This is a genomic window from Mesorhizobium sp. M0800, assembly GCF_040320095.1.
Lineage (GTDB): Bacteria > Pseudomonadota > Alphaproteobacteria > Rhizobiales > Rhizobiaceae > Mesorhizobium.
Map to the genome: position 1 here is coordinate 110,903 of NZ_JAMYOZ010000005.1, position 13,924 is coordinate 124,826.

At 58.7% G+C, this 13,924-nt stretch carries 16 protein-coding genes and 1 pseudogene; 3 read left to right on the top strand and 14 right to left on the bottom strand.

The features are described from left to right. Positions 1–361: 361 nt before the first annotated feature. The gene (locus NKI18_RS08945) at positions 362–1,237 is read right to left on the bottom strand and encodes an MBL fold metallo-hydrolase (RefSeq protein ID WP_353019528.1); all 876 of its coding nucleotides are present in this window, start codon (positions 1,235–1,237) and stop codon (positions 362–364) included. After that, positions 1,224–2,723: an aminotransferase class V-fold PLP-dependent enzyme gene (locus NKI18_RS08950; protein WP_353019531.1), complete on the bottom strand. Its 1,500-nt coding sequence runs from the start codon at positions 2,721–2,723 to the stop codon at positions 1,224–1,226. Before NKI18_RS08950 ends, NKI18_RS08945 begins: the two co-directional genes overlap by 14 nt. Positions 2,724–2,823: 100 nt before the next feature. Here NKI18_RS08950 and NKI18_RS08955 point away from each other — a divergent pair, with 100 nt between their 5' ends. Further along, positions 2,824–3,306, top strand: a complete 483-nt coding sequence (locus NKI18_RS08955; RefSeq protein ID WP_352622547.1) for an Lrp/AsnC family transcriptional regulator — start codon at positions 2,824–2,826, stop codon at positions 3,304–3,306. Positions 3,307–3,496: 190 nt separating this feature from the next. Here the strand turns inward: NKI18_RS08955 and NKI18_RS08960 are convergent, their stop codons facing one another. The 9 genes and pseudogenes from NKI18_RS08960 to NKI18_RS09000 all read right to left on the bottom strand — a co-directional run. After that, positions 3,497–4,189 carry an amino acid ABC transporter permease gene (locus NKI18_RS08960; protein WP_353019413.1) on the bottom strand — a complete coding sequence of 231 codons (693 nt, stop codon included), beginning with the start codon at positions 4,187–4,189 and terminating at the stop codon, positions 3,497–3,499. An 18-nt stretch (positions 4,190–4,207) separates the two neighbouring features. Beyond that, a complete protein-coding gene (locus tag NKI18_RS08965) occupies positions 4,208–4,924 on the bottom strand; it encodes an amino acid ABC transporter permease (RefSeq protein WP_031194726.1) in 717 nt (238 codons plus the stop codon). 59 nt (positions 4,925–4,983) lie between these two features. After that, positions 4,984–5,811: a transporter substrate-binding domain-containing protein gene (locus NKI18_RS08970; protein WP_352622543.1), complete on the bottom strand. Its 828-nt coding sequence runs from the start codon at positions 5,809–5,811 to the stop codon at positions 4,984–4,986. Between the two features lie 24 nt (positions 5,812–5,835). Further along, positions 5,836–6,576 carry an amino acid ABC transporter ATP-binding protein gene (locus NKI18_RS08975; RefSeq protein WP_352454991.1) on the bottom strand — a complete coding sequence of 247 codons (741 nt, stop codon included), beginning with the start codon at positions 6,574–6,576 and terminating at the stop codon, positions 5,836–5,838. A 56-nt stretch (positions 6,577–6,632) separates the two neighbouring features. Further along, positions 6,633–7,196, bottom strand: coding sequence for a peroxidase-related enzyme (locus NKI18_RS08980; RefSeq protein WP_352622541.1), 564 nt, complete (start codon positions 7,194–7,196; stop codon positions 6,633–6,635). After that, positions 7,193–7,675: a CMD domain-containing protein gene (locus NKI18_RS08985; RefSeq protein ID WP_352622539.1), complete on the bottom strand. Its 483-nt coding sequence runs from the start codon at positions 7,673–7,675 to the stop codon at positions 7,193–7,195. The genes NKI18_RS08980 and NKI18_RS08985 overlap by 4 nt, the downstream gene beginning before the upstream one ends. Then, complete coding sequence (locus tag NKI18_RS08990; RefSeq protein ID WP_352622538.1) at positions 7,672–9,135, bottom strand: NAD(P)-binding domain-containing protein; 1,464 nt, start codon at positions 9,133–9,135, stop codon at positions 7,672–7,674. Before NKI18_RS08990 ends, NKI18_RS08985 begins: the two co-directional genes overlap by 4 nt. Continuing rightward, on the bottom strand, positions 9,132–9,854 hold the full coding sequence (locus NKI18_RS08995) for a LysR substrate-binding domain-containing protein (RefSeq protein WP_353019534.1): 723 nt from the start codon (positions 9,852–9,854) through the stop codon (positions 9,132–9,134). Before NKI18_RS08995 ends, NKI18_RS08990 begins: the two co-directional genes overlap by 4 nt. A gap of 78 nt (positions 9,855–9,932) precedes the next feature. After that, a pseudogene (locus NKI18_RS09000) lies at positions 9,933–10,103 on the bottom strand (LysR family transcriptional regulator); the annotation flags it as partial. A gap of 236 nt (positions 10,104–10,339) precedes the next feature. On the opposite strand from NKI18_RS09000, the gene NKI18_RS09005 reads away from it, so the two are divergent. Next, positions 10,340–11,410: an NAD/NADP octopine/nopaline dehydrogenase family protein gene (locus tag NKI18_RS09005; protein WP_352622534.1), complete on the top strand. Its 1,071-nt coding sequence runs from the start codon at positions 10,340–10,342 to the stop codon at positions 11,408–11,410. Positions 11,411–11,557: 147 nt separating this feature from the next. Here the strand turns inward: NKI18_RS09005 and NKI18_RS09010 are convergent, their stop codons facing one another. The 3 genes from NKI18_RS09010 to NKI18_RS09020 form a co-directional block, all read right to left on the bottom strand. Next, positions 11,558–12,346: a hypothetical protein gene (locus NKI18_RS09010; protein ID WP_352622532.1), complete on the bottom strand. Its 789-nt coding sequence runs from the start codon at positions 12,344–12,346 to the stop codon at positions 11,558–11,560. 12 nt (positions 12,347–12,358) lie between these two features. Further along, a complete protein-coding gene (locus tag NKI18_RS09015) occupies positions 12,359–13,015 on the bottom strand; it encodes a HupE/UreJ family protein (protein ID WP_352622530.1) in 657 nt (218 codons plus the stop codon). A 129-nt stretch (positions 13,016–13,144) separates the two neighbouring features. Beyond that, positions 13,145–13,528 carry a hypothetical protein gene (locus tag NKI18_RS09020; RefSeq protein WP_352622528.1) on the bottom strand — a complete coding sequence of 128 codons (384 nt, stop codon included), beginning with the start codon at positions 13,526–13,528 and terminating at the stop codon, positions 13,145–13,147. 106 nt (positions 13,529–13,634) lie between these two features. Between NKI18_RS09020 and NKI18_RS09025 the strand changes: the two genes are divergently transcribed. Then, positions 13,635–13,916 carry a metal-sensing transcriptional repressor gene (locus tag NKI18_RS09025; protein WP_352495699.1) on the top strand — a complete coding sequence of 94 codons (282 nt, stop codon included), beginning with the start codon at positions 13,635–13,637 and terminating at the stop codon, positions 13,914–13,916. The last annotated feature ends 8 nt before the right edge of the window (positions 13,917–13,924 follow it).

Here is a 13,924-nt window from a genome sequence, read left to right on the forward strand (position 1 = left end):
GAATCGCGTCAAATCACCAGTACATACATCGGCTATTTGAGGTTCGCCTCAAGCTTTTCATCCCCAAAAGAATTGCCTCCCAGGTGCGGCTCGATATCCGAAGCTTGGCGATCCTATCCCACATCCGAGATACCTCCTCAGAAACATGATCGATAGTAGTGTTGCAGACGCGCCACCGCAATTGCTTTGCCGCGATCACCTCCGAGAGCGCTCCGAGGATTGCTCATTCCGACGACGTACATCAATAGGGGCGTAGCGAGGATCGACCCGCCTCCGCCAATCGGACCGAGCGTACACCCGATCAGTGATCCTGAAACCGATCGCGGGCAGGAACTGCTGGAGAGAGCCATCCAATTCGTCACTAACCCCAGACCGATGCTGGCAGCGCGTCGAGCGGTATCCTCAGATAACGCCGGCCATTTTCCTCGACCTCAGGCAGTTCCCCTCCGCGGATATTGACCTGCAGGGCATGCAATATGAGTTTTGGCATTGGCAATGTCCTGTCTCGGGCCTCTCGAAGCCTGATGAACGTACTCCGAGAATGACCGGCGACATGCGGGTTTTTCTCTTTCTGCTCCGCTACCGAACTCTCCCACAGAGCCTGGCGCCCTCCCGGCCTGTAGTCATGCCCGGTGAAGAGGCGCGTCCGGTCGGGTAGGCTCAAAATGTCCTGGATCGACTTCCATAGGTCAGCTGCGCTGCCACCTGGAAAATCTGCACGGGCGGAGCCGCTATCGGGCATGAAAAGTGTGTCGTGAATGAACGCTGCATCGCCGATGACATAGCTTATCGACGCCAAGGTGTGTCCTGGCGAGTGCATGACGCGCGCTTCCAACTCGCCGATGTTGAAGGTCTCGAGGTCGCCAAACAGCCGATCCCATTGTGAGCCGTCACACGGGAGATCCGAGAAGTTATAGATCCGTTGCCAGATCCGCTGCACTTGCTTCACGCGCCCGCCGATCGCTGTCGGCACGCCGGTTTTCGCCTTGAGATAGCGCGCGGCCGAAAAGTGATCCGCATGCGGATGGGTGTCCAGGATCCACTCGAGCTTCAAATTGCGGCTGTTGATGTAGTCGATGATCGCGTCCGCATTTGTCGTTGCTGTCGAGCCAGACTTTTCGTCGAAATCGAGTACGGGGTCGATGATGGCGCATCTTCGCGAACTCGGGCATGCAACGACATATTGGATGCTGCCCGTCCGTGCATCATAGAACCCGGCGACTTCAGGCTGCTGCATGGGCAATGCCCTCGACTGCGGCTCGCGGGAAGAAGATCGCCCGGCCAGGATCGAGGTCGTAGTCATGCTCGAAGTCCGTTGCGTCGGACGCAATCTGCGCCACGGCATCGAGTATGAACTGCACCTTCTCGTCCGGCAGCAGAACGCTGAAATTCAGCCGGGTGAATCCCGGCTTTTTCATTTCGTCGCCGGAGAGAATGGCTTGCCTTATTTCCTCGGACTGTTCGTCGTCGATCGATAGCAGTCTGTGGACATACGGGCCGGCACAGGCGCAGCCACCGCGCGCCTGGATCCCGAACCGGTCGCTTAGCATGCGCGTGATCAGTTGCTGGTGGACGTAGCCACCCTTTCCGTTTTCGACCCTAAAGGAAAAGATCGGAAGCCGCTCAGGATCCGACAGGCCGAGGAGCTCCAGCCGCGGCACGTCTTTCCATGCGCGAAAGGCACGGCGCGCTAACTCGCGATTGCGTGCTACCATCACATCAAGTTCGATCGCATCTTTGACGATGAAGGCCAGCGCGGCTCGTATGTCGCCGATCACGTTCGGCGTACCGGCTTCCTCGCGGGATTCCAGGCTGTCGCTGTAATCGTGTGTCTTGGGGGACACGAATTTCACCGTCCCGCCACCTGGCCACGACGGCGTTTTCGTCGAAGGTCCGTCGCGTCGAACGATCAAGATGCCGGAGGCGCCGGGACCCCCGAGGAACTTGTGAGGCGAAACAACTATCGCGTCGATCTGGGCATCAGGGGCGGGCGACATGGAAATCGGCAGGTAAGGACCTGCGCCCGCATAGTCCCAGATCATCTTTGCGCCGGCGGCCTTCACGATCACGGTGATGGCCGCGACATCGCTGGTGATGCCCGTGACGTTTGAGGCCGCGGACATGGTGCATATCGTCAGATCTGACGACCCCCCGCCAACCGCGTCCTTGAGTTGAGACAGGTCCGGCCCGCCAGACGGATCCTCGGCGATTTCCACGATTTCTGCTCCGCTCTCGCGCCAGGGCAGAATGTTGGAGTGATGCTCATAGGGACCGATAATGATCCGAGCGCGCTTGCCCGCTGCCACGGCTTCAGCGACGCCGAATAGCTTGACGAGGCGGTTGATCCCCGACGTAGCGCCGGAGCCGGTGAAGATCACAGCATGCCGTTCGGTGGCCCCGCAGAATTGACCGATCAGGGCGCGCGCTTCCTGACGCATGCGGGTCATGAAGCCTCCGCAATACGAGGCTTCCGTGTGGCTGTTGGCGTAGTACGGCAGGACCTCCTCAAGCACAAAGCGCTCGATCTGACGGAGTGCGCGGCCTGATGCGACATAGTCGGCGTACACCAAGTCCTTTTGCCCGTAGGGAGCCACGATTTTCGCCGTCGATCCCACAAGCCCATCCCGGAGGTCGGCGATCACGTCAGCCTTTTTCTTCAACCCCTGGCGGAACTTTGACAGAGGGGTCTCGGTCTGCCTCGTCGTTGGGCGAACTGCTTGCACGGTCATTCTCCCCGGCTCGGATATTGACTCGGATTGTAGCCTGCTCCACGGTCGAAAAAATTCACCTATTTTCTGCAATTTCTTGCAAAGAGCGTGTCAGATGATCGAAGATCGGGCGAAAATCGATGCATTTGATATGAAGATTCTGACGGCCATGCAAATCGATGCAAGCCTTTCGCAGCGTGATTTGGCGGAGAGGGTCGGCCTGTCCCAGAATGCGTGCTGGCGGCGGATCCAGCGCCTCCAGTCGCTAGGTGTTATCCGCGGGTCGCACAGCAGTATCGATCTCCGCGCCATGGGGCTCGATCTGACGGTTTTCGTAATGATCCGCACTCGCCACCATTCCAAGGAGTGGAGTGAGGCGTTCCGTACCCATGTCGAACGGTTGCCGGAGGTGATCGATTTCTATCGGATCGGAGGAGATTGGGACTACCTGATCAAGGTCGTGACACAAGGCATGTCCGGCTACGATGCATTCTACCAGAAACTGATCACGAACTTCGACCTGGCTACGGTGACAGGCTTCTTTTCCATGGAAGCGATCATCAACAATCGTCCAGTGGATCTGACCAATCTGCGATAATGCGGCGCCTGCTGTTGGACACTTCGCCTTCATCGTCGCCAAGCCGTCGACCGTGGCACCCACCAGGGTGAGGTGTCGATTACATGAGCCCGCAGGTCTGGCTGCGAGTTCGCCCCATCAACTGTTTGCAGGCCTCAACTGAGCCTTGAGTTCCTCCGCCCTTGCTGCGCGGGTTCTGACGACGCTTCGCTCAGGTCCGTACCCTAAGGGATTGCTCCAGCCTGTCGGCAATCTGGGTGACGACATAGGCAATCACCATGTAGATCACGACGGCAATCACGAAGGCTTCGAGGTAGTAGTAGTTCAGCGCGGCGGTCAGCTGGGACTGGGCGAAGATATCGACAACCTCGATGGCGAATCCGAGAGAAAGCGCCTTCATGATGACCATCATCGAGGTTGTCAGGTCGGGAATTGCCGTGAGAGCCACCTGGGGAAACAGAATCCGTCGGAACAATTGGCCGTTCGTATAGCCAAGGGAATGGGCGGCGTCTGACTGACCGGTGTCAAAGGCGTTCAGGGCTCCTTTGATAATCTCCGATTGGAACGCAGCGATACAGCCTGTCACCGCAATAATAAGGATAACCGAGTTGGGTGTTTCGTGGGCGTTGAAGTTGATCCCGAGCAACGAGAGCAGGAACTGGAATGCCGGGGGCAGACCGAAATAGGCGAGGAAAATCACGATGACCATCGGAACGCCCTTGAAGACGATCTTGTAAGCCATGATGAGCTCTCGCAGCACCGGGACTCGTCTATATTCGACGAGTGCAAAAATGCTGCCGACTAGCGTCGACAAGACGAAAATCGTCAGCGCCATTCCAAGCGTTACAGGTACGGCGCCCAGAATTTCCTGGGTGTCCTGGAGCAAAATTTCGGTATCGAACATGGTTTAATACCCTTTAGGTCAGACGCTGGCGATGGCCGCGTTCTTGATCTGAGCTGTTGTCGTGGCCTCAGGCGCCTGCATCGGCGAGCGAAGCTCGAACAAGTGCACGATGAACCAGGCAATCAGGCACATCAGCGCATAGATGACAGCCAGGACAAGGTATGTTTCGAACTGGTACTGGTTATAGTCGCGCTCCATGATCAAGTGCGCGGTCGCCATCACGTCGGCCGCCCCAATGTACATGACCAGCGCAACGTTATGGATCAGGTAGATGATGGAATTTCCATAGCCGGGCAATGCGAAGTGCACCGCTTGCGGGCCCACGATGCGGGTGATCTTCTGGCGAAAGGTATATCCTAGACTGTCGGCTGCATCATGCTGGCCGCGATCGACGGCTAGGTATGCGGGCCGAAGGACTTCCGACAGATAGCCACCATGGTAAAAGCTCAGTCCGACCATCGCAGCGATCGTCGGCGAGAAGAAATCTGCGGAGCCGAACAGGGCCACCAATAGGGGGAGCCCGTAGAACGCGACGAACAACTGGAGGACGACGGGAACGCTGCGGGCATAGGACACGTAGAGGTCGGTGAGGTGGCTGACCACTGGTATCCTGCGAATCCGCAATGTTGTCGCAACGAGCGCCAAGCAAAAGCCGACCAACATGGCGGTAAACGTGATAGCGAGCGTCAGCGGCAATGCCGAGAGCAACTCGGGAATCATAGCAGAAACATCCACTTTGAAACACTCCTTCTTGCAATTCAGCCTTGCCGCTGACGATATCTACTCAGATCACATCATTTCATATACTTGACGATGCCTTCGCCAAACCACTTCTGCGATAGCTTTTCGATCGTGCCGTCGTCTTTCAACTCCTTGAGAACTTTGTTCACGTCATCGACCAGAACCTTGTTTTCATCTGACCTGTGAATAAGCATATAGGTGTTGTTGCTGAAGACTGGTTCGGACGCCACGATGTCGAGCTTCTTTTCATCGATGACGGTCTGCTCACCAAGATTTGAAGGCAGGACCAGCGCGTCGAACTTGCCGTTCTGAACCTCATCCAAACGGTTTGGATACGGGATTCCGGCGCTCGACGCCGTGACGTCAAGCTTGTATTGCGGATTTTCTTTTTGCCAGTTCATGATGAACTTATAAGTTCCGCCGCCAGCCGTGGTCGGCACGATCCTCTTGCCGACCAGATCTTTCATTTCTTTGATGCCGCTGCCCTTTTTGCTGTAGATCTTCATCAGGCTGGCGCCCATGGGGTTTTCCGGAATGAAGAACTGCTTGGCGCGCTCGGGTGACTTGTAGTAACCACCGACCGCGATGTCGTATTTGCCTGTGGCAAGGCCGGTTTCCTGCGCGATATCCGAGACACCTTCCATCTCGAACTTGTACTGCGGCAGCTTTGCGTTGATCGCCCTCAGGAGATCGGGTTCATAGCCTTGCGGCTCGACGCCGATCGCGCCCCACGCCAGCGGCTTGGATTCCGCCGACGTCGCAATCTTGATCGTCCGGACCGTTTCGCCATGACTGATCCCTGCGGTTGCAAGGGCGATTGCGATGCCGCCGGCAACAGCTAGGGCAGCGCGACGGGAAAAACTGGATGCGATTGCAGACATTTCTTTGGTTCCCTTCTTGTTGAGCTATTGAAAAGCGAGTTCTGACTGCAGGAATTGAGCAAGTCGTGGACTGGAAGGCGCATCGAAGATCTCAGCCGGACTGCCGTCGGCGGCAACCACGCCACGATCCATGAAGACGATCCGGTTCGAGATGTTCTTTGCGAATTGCATCTCGTGGGTCACAAGCAGCGAGGTGATGCCGGACGACGTGACGTCCTTGATCACCTTCAGGACTTCACCGACCAGTTCGGGGTCCAGCGATGATGTCGGTTCGTCGAAGAGCATCACATCCGGCCGAACCGCCAGCGCACGTGCGATGCCTGTACGCTGGAGTTGGCCACCTGAGAGCTGGGACGGATAGCTGTCCCGCTTCGCTGAGAGGCCGACCCTTTCGAGCTCTCGCAGCGCGATTTCACGCGCCTCGTCCGTGGACTTGCGCTGCACGACGACCAGCGGATCCATGACGTTCTGAAGGACGGTCATGTTCTTGAAGACGTTGAATTGCTGAAAGACCATCGCTGTCCGGAGCCGGATCGCCTGGATGGCTGCCTTGTCGGCGCGCTGATAGTCCATCCGAATCTGGTCGAACGCGATGGTTCCAGATGCAGGCTTAACCAGGTAGTTGATGCATTTCAGCAGGGTGGTCTTGCCGGTGCCGCTTGGGCCGATGATTGACACAACGTCACCTCGCTTTACCGAGAGATTGACGCCGTTCAGGACCTGCGTGCTTCCGTAGGACAGCTTTATATCTTTGAGTTCAAGCATTCTAATTGGTGCCCTTCAGAGTGTGGGACGGAGTGCCTTGATCGCATGCGAAATCATCACCCGCTCTCCGCATGGCCGAGAACGTGCATGAGCCGGTTTGCCCAGCCGAAGATCGATATGGCGTGAATCAGGTCGATGATCTCGCGGTCATCCATGCCGACTGATCGAAGCGCGGCGATATCGTCTGCCGTCGCTTCCGGCGGTGCCGCCGACAGGCGGCGGGCAAAGCTGTAGATTGCCGCATCGCGTTCGCCGAGCGCTGAGGGTTTGTCGAGATAAAGTGCGGTGACCACTTGGTCGCTCTTGGTCAGCTCTGCATGCCTGCGGGCGTGGACAACGGCACAGAATTTGCAGCCATTGACGATCGAGGCCCCCAATGCGCCAAGTTCGCGATCGGGACGGGCGAGCCCGCCTTCGACATACATGATCGCGTTGAACAAAACGGTACGCGCAAGATAGCTCTCTGGGTCATGGGCAAGGGTTCGCACATATTCCGAAACCTTCTTGGCCGATGGCGTGACCTTCATCGCTTCAAGCTGTTCCGGCGTGGCGTCAGACAGCTCGACCGGCGCGATATACGGATGCCAATTCAATGGCTTCAGACGAACCGAGGAGATCATGTCGACCTCATCAGGCGCAAGCCGGTCGCCACCCGTGTCTGGAAGTTGACAAAAGCGATTAGCTCGGAGAGCGCGACGATCTGAGGATTGTTCAATCCAGCCTTCTCCAGGAGAGCGATATGGCTCGCTTCCGCCTTTTTCGGCGTCAGGGTGACCAGGTCAACATGACGAACGATGGTCGCCAGGGGTTCATTCAAATCCGTTTCCCCCTGGGCCAAGGCCAGAAGCTGCTCGGTCGGACCAAGCTGAGCCAGCTGCACATCATATTCGGCCACCAGGACCGGATCGGCGTTCAGGGCGGCCATGCGACGGGCAAGAGCAACACGCAAATTCGGCGCCAGCCCCTGATCGGTTGCCGGGTGCAGCACCGAGCGGCGACATTCTTCTGCCCCTCGCACGAATTCGGGCCGAAACCGCCTTGCGGCGAAAAGGGTATCATCCGGTGAAAGGCCGGCAGCCTTGTCCATCGCGTCGATCACAACGCGGCCTCCTTCTGCAGCAAGGGAGTTGAATCGACCCATTCGTCGCCCAGAAGTTCCGGCGTGTCGTAAGCCATCAGATTCGCGAAGTGGGTTTCGACATCTTCGGCAAAAAGTGAAGATGCGATGCCGCGCACAAGACGGTCGGCACCGGCGCTGACGGCCGGGATGTCGCCGGAGACCTTGCCGTGCGTCAGCATGGCGGCGTCGTTGAAGCAGTGGATATGTCCCAGCATCGGGCAGGAACCGGGAATGCGTTCACGAAACTCGAAGGCAGGACCGAGATCCGGTGCATCGGACATGCCTGCACGCGGCGGTCCCATTTCCGGTGAATATCGACCATCCGACCAGGTGCGGATATGCGGGGCGAGCGCGGCAAATTCCGGGCGGTCGCTGAAGTCGTTTGAAAAGCCGGTTGCAGCGATCAGGAAGTCGTAGTGAATCGGCCCCTGCGTTGTTTCGATCAGCGGGCCCCCGGCATCTTCCTTTACCGCCAGTATGCCGCAGTCGAGAAAGAACCGAGCATTGGAGTGGCGAGATACGCGAAGCGTCGAAGAACGCGGCGGCGGCGTCTGGGTTGAGGCGGTGTAGTCGAAGAATTTCCACTTCCACGCGTCGGGTAGTTCATGGATGCCAAGCACGACACCTTGGCTGCCAATGCCGGTCAGCTTGTTGATGCGTGGCATCTCCTTGCGCCGGATCAACATGTCGACAGAGCCGGCGCCCGCCTCAAGTGCGGTGGCAGCATTGTCCATGGACGAGGCGCCGGCGCCGATCACCGCCACACGCTTGCCTCTTAGCGCTTCGAAATCGATGTCGTCGGCGGAATGGGCCCAATAAGCGCGATCGACGCCTTGGAGGAAATCGGGGATGGCAAATCCGCCGAGACCAGACCGGCCAGTGGCCAGAACGAGATGACGGGTGAGAACCCGGCCCGTTTCGGCGCCCTCGACATCGACCGCAATCAGATCGCCGGAGGACGCGACCCCGGTCATACGCACGCTGTTGCGCACCGGCAGAGCAAGCACCCTGCGGTACCAGACCAGGTAATCCATCCACTGGCCCCGCGGAATCTTGTCAAGCGCCTGCCAGGCGGCGGCTCCCCACTGCGCCGTATACCAGGCGCGGAACGTCAGTCGAGGCAGGCCGAGGGACGGACCGTGCAAGGTCTTGGGCGATCGAAGCGTTTGCATGCGGGCAAAGGTCACCCATGGTCCTTCGAGCCCGGCCGGAGCCGCATCATAGACGACGACATTGGTGATGCCGGTCAGCACCAGCTTTGCCGTGGCGGCAAGTCCGCACATGCCGGCGCCAATGACGACGACGTCACGGACCGGGACGCCATTCTCCGTGCGCGTCGGAACCCAAGGTTTGGCCGGCAGCTCGAGAAACTCGAGATCCTGTGCAAGCTGTGCTTCCAGCGCAGCGAGCCCCGCCGGCGGTGTGGGGGTATGCTTCATATTCCAGTCCCGTGATTTGTGCCGGATTCAGAACCGTTCACCAACCGGCCGGCCAAGGCCGGATCGAGCTTCGTGAAACCCGCGATTGACCGTTCAGCCACTGCTTCGACCGCATCCATCAAAGCCCGGGCGACTGGACGAAGCGGGCGCTTTTCGGCAGCCAAAACGCCCCAATAAAACAGGACGGTCACGTCGATCGGACGGATGACGACATCGGGCAGGGCAACGCCATAAGCGGTGAGGGGATCGATGACTGCCGCAGCGCCAGTCTGGCGCACGATCTGCAACGCGCCGTACGCGGTATTGGTCCGGATCATTGGACCGGTGTCGATGCCCCTGGCCGCCAGTGCCTTGGAGACATGCAACTGAAAACGCAGCGGATTGAGTAGCGTGGCGACGCGTCGACCGGCAAAAGCCGAAAGCGGGATCACATCAAGTTCAGCCAGCGGATCGTCCTTCTGCACGGCAGCCACATCAGGCGCCGAATAGAGCCTCAGGACATCCAGGCCCGGCGTGTCGAGCGGCAGGCTCGAAAAACCGATCTCGGCACGACCGCTGCGCACTTCCTGGGCAACGATCGAGGGAAGAAACTGCCCCAGATGCGTCTCGTGCGGAAGTTCGGCGCCGTTGAGCTCGGCCATGGCCGTTGGGATCAAGCCAGTTCCGATCGCGGACGTAGTGACAATCTGCAGGATCCGCCCTCTGCCGGCGGCAATCATTTTGGCCCGAGCTGCCAACTCGGTGAAGGACATCAGCAAGCGCCGCGCTTCCTCCTCGAAAGCCACACCCTCTTCGGACAACTGTACGCGTCGACCGATCCGGTGCAGTAATTCGAAGCCGAGCTCTGCCTCGAGATCCTGGATGGTGCGCGTGACTGAAGGCTGGGAACGCCCGAGCACGTCAGCCGCCTTGGTGATGCTGCCGCTGGCAGCAACAGCAAGGAAGGCCTGGAGATCTCGAGTTTCCATTTACGCCTACATGCGCGTTGTGTATGAGTAAGATCGTCTCATGCAGATTTGATATATGTCAAGGCGGAAATGAAAATATGGCCTGAGACGTGTCGGTGATTCGCCATGTGGTCGGAACGGTTCGCCAGCCCACAGAGCGTCGGCAATCTTCCTGCTATGTGGCTCGATTGTGTGTGCACCCTGCCAGCAACGGCCTGGGAGCTGCGATCCATAACGAATGAAACAGGAGAACTCCTATGCGGGTGAGTATTCTGGGGGCCGGCGCAATTGCTTACGGCCTTGCTGCCTGCCTGGCGGAGGCGGGGCACGATCCAATGCTTTGGTCGCCGTCGGGAGAGCGCACCAAGACACTGGCCACCGGCGAATCGCTAACTGCCACGGGCGCTATCGCGGCAACGGTGTCGGTGCGTATCGCCAAGGATTGTAAAGAGGCTGTTGCCACTGCAGACGTTGTAATGATCGCGCTGCCGGCTAATGGGCACAAGAAAGTGATGGATGCTGCCGCTCCCTATCTGAGGGAGGGAATGCCGGTAATCATCAGCTCTCACAGTTCCTTCGGAGCGCTGTATCTCTCCAGGCAATTGGCGGAACTCAAGGTTCGCCTGCCGATCGTCGTCTGGGGCACAACGTTGGTGACCGGCCGTCAGTCCGGACCAACAGAAGTCCACGTTGCCAGTGTTCGCCAGAAGGTCGATGTTGCGACGCTCCCGTTCGACGCGATGGACCAAGGGTTCCGACTTTGTACGACCCTGTTCAGCGATCGTTTCGTCAAGCGCGACGGCATGCTTGCTATCGCGCTCAGCAACCTCAATCCGCAGAACCATCTCGGGATCGCTCTTCTCAATCTCACACGCATGGAGAAGGGAGAACAATGGAGCCAGGCCGGAAACGTCACGCCGGCTGTCGGCCGCTTTATCGAGGCTCTGGACGCGGAACGATTGGCGATCGCCGCTCGTTTTGGAATTGCTGTGCGCACAGTTGAAGAGCATTTTTCATTGTCGTTTCACGTCCCTATGGGCACCGTTTCGGAAATGAACCAGGAGATGGATCGCCAAGGCCGCGGCGGCTTGGGCCCGTCAACTATCGAAAGCCGCTATGTTCTGGAGGACGTTCCTTTCGGGCTGCTGCCGACGGTACTCTTGGGGAAGATCAGCGGAAACCCAGCAATCCTCCATGAGGCTGGAATTTCGATATTCTCTGCAGCCTATGGTCGCGATCTTAAGGCAGACAATGATATCCTCCCTGCGCTCGGCATCGAAGGAATAGGAAAAGTGGATCTGGAGAACCTTTGCCGTAAGGGTTTTTAGCGACTCTTCACACGTGAGCAGGCAATCGGCTGTCAGCGACAGTTCCCGTGGCGCGTCAATCAAACCGCTCTCATCTCTAATCAATCCGCTCTGGCGTTGCGGAAGCCGACGGATCGGCTTCCGCAACAATATCGGCGGCGCGCAGGGCTAGATCACGCGCTTGATGTCGATGTAGTTCCCTTCTGTCGTGATCGTCAGCGTTACTTCTCTGTCACCGCGATTCCGCCAGAACCAGCCGTGATTTCCATCGAAGGCGGCTTCAATGGCACCTTCGTCAGCTGGAACGCTGCGACCCTTTTCATAGCTGACGGACTGACCGCCGCCATCGCCGTGCGTCTCGAAGTTCACCACGCCACCGTCAGCTGTCCAGGAAAAGTTTGCCGTGGCACCCTGCCGCATCACGAGCTTGACTTCGGCACCCTGGCCTGGCGCCAACGTGAAGGATAGCTCGTCTTGCCTTCCATCTGGCCGGATCGGGGCTTCCGAGGTTGCTTCGGTGACAGGCGCTGCAGCAATGGCCGGAGCCTCGGCAGGAGCAATCTCTCCAACTGTCACATTGTCTTGGGCAACGGCCTCCCCAGTTGGGGATGGCTGCGACGCGGGTTGTTCGGCGGTCAGGGCAACGAGGAGGTTTTCAATTCGCTCCATGCGCGCCATCAACTCGGCTGGAGGGACCATTTGCGTCATCCGCTCGGCCGAAGCCTTCGCGCTGGCCATTTCGTCCGCTCCCGCCTCGGCTGCCAACTGTGTCTTGATTTCGCCCATTCTGGTGAGGCCGAGCAATCTGCCTGCTCCAGTCGGATCGATCGCATACTCGGACGGCATGACGATCGTGACGAGCAGGGCGAGCGCCGTCAGCGCGGCAATCATGGTGGAGCGCTTCAGCTGCGCTGACGTCGGCAAATCGGCGCGGCCGGGAAAGTCAGTGTTGTACATGGTATCGGTTCCTTATGCTGCGACGAACAGGCCGGTGAGCTGATATCCGATCAGCAGGAAACCAGCCGTCATCATGATGACGTTTGCGGTATAGGCGTGGCGCCAGAAGCTTCGTGTCCGGCGCCAGTAGCCCATCACGATCAAGATGGCGCCGAGGGCCATGAGCTGGCCGAACTCGACACCGACATTGAAGGCCAGCAGGTTCGGCACAAGGCCGTCAGGCGAGATGTTGTATTCGATGATCTTCGTCGACAGGCCAAAACCGTGGAAGAAGCCGAAGACCAGCGTCGCGACTTTGGTGTTCGGCTGGAAGCCGAGCCATCGCTGGAAAGCGCCCATATTGTCGAGCGCCTTGTAGACCACGGAAAGGCCGATGATCGCGTCGATGATGTAGCTGTTGATGCCGACGTCGAAGTAGACGCCAAGCAGCATGGTCGTGGAGTGGCCGAGCGCAAACAGGCTGACATAGATGCCGATATGCTTCATCCGGTAGAGGAAGAAGATCACGCCGAACAGGAACAGGATGTGGTCGTATCCGGTCACCATGTGCTTGGCGCCGAGATAGATGAAGGGCAGCACGTTGATGCCCGAGATTTCCTGGATATAGCCCTTGTCGCCCTCGGCCACGGCGTGGGCGAAGGCAGCCCCGCCCAGGAGCGGCAGGGTCATGAGAGCGATAAGGAGGGGCAGGGCGGGTCGCCAACGCGTGCGACGCGAGCCTGTCCGGCCCCGGTCGAAGGGTCCTTGCATAAGATTTCCAATCTTCGTCGTTGAGGGTGGCCGCGCGAGCGGCCGCGATCATGCGGCGAGGAATGGTCTGGGCGGTCGCTCAAGCCGGAATGTCGTATCCGGATCGACGAAAGTCAGCGGATAATTCAGCCAGCCCCGTTCGAGCTGCGGAACGGTCGGTGCGAAGTCGGCTGGCGTGCTCGCCGTCTCGTGCGAGTGGTCGGCCGCATTGTGCCCGTGAAAATGGCCAGCGCTCTGCTCGTCGGCAACGCCGTCATCGTGTGCGTGGTCATGATCTTCGATCTGCGCGGCGGCTCCGCCGTGACGTTCAACCGCGGTGGCAATCGCGATCGGATCGTGTGAGGTCGAATAGCCGAAAGGACGCAGCACGCCGAACATCATCGCTAAAGCGATGACCAGACAAAAAACCGTGCTGTGGATCCGATTCGGCATGAACGGCGATTATTCTCCAAAATCCTAACGAATGGTTGTTGACTGCACCGGAATCGAGGCCTCTTTGAGGCTTGTTGTATCCCCTCCAAGAGGATAGTATCAAGAGATGAGCGAGCAGCCTCATACCCACGAAACCCATCCCGATATCGTCAAGCGCCTGAAGCGGGCTGGCGGACATCTCAAGGGCGTCATCGAAATGATCGAAGCGGGCCGGCCCTGCCTCGATCTTGCCCAGCAGCTCCATGCTGTCGAGAGGGCCATCGCGCAAGCCAAGAAGACCCTGATCCAGGATCATCTCAACCATTGCCTTGAAGACGTCGTCGGGCCGCTGGCGCGCGAGCAGCGCCGCTCGATCGACGAGTTCAAGGATATCACCAAGTACCTGTGAGAGAACAC

Coding starts and splice junctions, on each gene's coding strand:
- NKI18_RS08975 (WP_352454991.1), bottom strand. CDS start 6,576: ATGCTTGAACTCAAAGATATAAAGCTGTCCTACGGAAGCACGCAGGTC.
- NKI18_RS08980 (WP_352622541.1), bottom strand. CDS start 7,196: ATGATCTCCTCGGTTCGTCTGAAGCCATTGAATTGGCATCCGTATATC.
- NKI18_RS09010 (WP_352622532.1), bottom strand. CDS start 12,346: ATGTACAACACTGACTTTCCCGGCCGCGCCGATTTGCCGACGTCAGCG.
- NKI18_RS09005 (WP_352622534.1), top strand. CDS start 10,340: ATGCGGGTGAGTATTCTGGGGGCCGGCGCAATTGCTTACGGCCTTGCT.
- NKI18_RS08995 (WP_353019534.1), bottom strand. CDS start 9,854: ATGATTGCCGCCGGCAGAGGGCGGATCCTGCAGATTGTCACTACGTCC.
- NKI18_RS08990 (WP_352622538.1), bottom strand. CDS start 9,135: ATGAAGCATACCCCCACACCGCCGGCGGGGCTCGCTGCGCTGGAAGCA.
- NKI18_RS08955 (WP_352622547.1), top strand. CDS start 2,824: ATGATCGAAGATCGGGCGAAAATCGATGCATTTGATATGAAGATTCTG.
- NKI18_RS09015 (WP_352622530.1), bottom strand. CDS start 13,015: ATGACCCTGCCGCTCCTGGGCGGGGCTGCCTTCGCCCACGCCGTGGCC.
- NKI18_RS09025 (WP_352495699.1), top strand. CDS start 13,635: ATGAGCGAGCAGCCTCATACCCACGAAACCCATCCCGATATCGTCAAG.
- NKI18_RS08970 (WP_352622543.1), bottom strand. CDS start 5,811: ATGTCTGCAATCGCATCCAGTTTTTCCCGTCGCGCTGCCCTAGCTGTT.
- NKI18_RS09020 (WP_352622528.1), bottom strand. CDS start 13,528: ATGCCGAATCGGATCCACAGCACGGTTTTTTGTCTGGTCATCGCTTTA.
- NKI18_RS08945 (WP_353019528.1), bottom strand. CDS start 1,237: ATGCAGCAGCCTGAAGTCGCCGGGTTCTATGATGCACGGACGGGCAGC.
- NKI18_RS08960 (WP_353019413.1), bottom strand. CDS start 4,189: ATGTTCGATACCGAAATTTTGCTCCAGGACACCCAGGAAATTCTGGGC.